General features: G+C 75.7%; 2 protein-coding genes and 1 pseudogene. All 3 read left to right on the top strand.

Features of this window, described 5'->3' with window-relative positions; all coding sequences use genetic code 11:
• Positions 1 to 401, top strand: a pseudogene (locus EAD98_RS00660) (DNA polymerase III subunit delta'); the annotation flags it as partial.
• A gap of 144 nt (positions 402 to 545) precedes the next feature.
• On the top strand, positions 546 to 875 hold the full coding sequence (locus tag EAD98_RS00655; RefSeq protein ID WP_053659404.1) for a YbaB/EbfC family nucleoid-associated protein: 330 nt from the start codon (positions 546 to 548) through the stop codon (positions 873 to 875).
• A gap of 1 nt (position 876) precedes the next feature.
• Positions 877 to 1,126 (top strand): hypothetical protein (locus EAD98_RS00650; RefSeq protein ID WP_121652160.1); only part of this gene is annotated, 250 nt, incomplete at its 3' end.

The raw sequence follows: 1,126 nt of genomic DNA, 5'->3' as shown, positions 1-1,126 counted from the left end.
AGGCCGACACGGCCGAGCGGACGGCGCTGGAGACCGCGCTCGGCGCCGGCGGCACCGGCCGGGGCGCGGCCGGCGCGATCCGGGGCGCCGCCGGGCAGCTCAAGGAACTGGAGAAGCGGCAGAAGTCGCGGGCGACCCGGGCCCAGCGGGACGCGCTGGACCGGGCGCTGGTCGACCTGGCCGGTTTCTACCGGGACGCGATCACCATGGCGCTGCGCGCTCCGGTCGCACCGGTGCACACCGACACCGCCGTGCTGGCCGGCGCCGGGGCGCAGAAGTGGGACGCCGAGGGGTCGCTGCGCCGGCTGGAAGCCGTGCTCGCCTGCCGGGCGGCGATCGAGGCGAACGTCAAGCCACGGATCGCCGTCGAGGCGATGATGCTCGCCCTCTGGAAGGGCTGAGCGCCGCTTTCGTGGCGTGGTCCCGGCCGGCGGACCCGTCATCCACAGGCATCGACACGCACGATTGCTGTGCGGTACGGTCCGGTGTGCTGTTGTGACGGTGACGGCACGCTCAGTGAGGGGTCATCCGGGAGGAGTCGGCCGATGCCGCGGGGGGAGATCGACGAAGCCTGGATCGAGGAGGCGGTGCGGCGCTACCGCCGGATCGAGTCGCTCCAGGCCGAGTTCGACCAGGCGGTGTCGACCGTCGAGGTCACCGTCCGGTCGCCGGACGGGCTGGTCGAGGTGGTGGTCACCGCCGGTGGGCGGATCACCGACGTCCGGTTCCTCGGGCCGCTGCACAGCCGCAGTCCGCGGGACGTGGCCGGTTCCGTGCAGGCCGCGGTCACCGCAGCGGCCGACGCCGCCGAGTGGGCCCGGGAGAAGCTGCACAACGAGACGTTCGCCGCCTACCGACCGCTCGCGGGGGCCTGAGATGGACACACTGCGCGCGCTCTCCGCCCGGCTGGACGAGGCGAGCGCCACGCTCACCGCCCTGTCCCGCACGGTCACCGCCAGCGATCCCGCCCAGGCCGCCTTCGGCACGGACGCTCCGGGGCGCCCCGGCGAGATCGGCCGCGCGCTGCACCGGCAGTGGACCGCCGCCACCGACGACCGGGCCCGCGAGGCGCGCGCCGCAGCCGGCCGGCTGGCCGCCGCCGCCTCCGCCGTGCGCGAGGCAGCCG

It is taken from the genome of Micromonospora sp. CV4 (genome assembly GCF_003667455.1).
Taxonomy (GTDB): Bacteria; Actinomycetota; Actinomycetes; order Mycobacteriales; family Micromonosporaceae; genus Micromonospora.
This window is presented reverse-complemented; position numbering and strand designations above follow the sequence as displayed.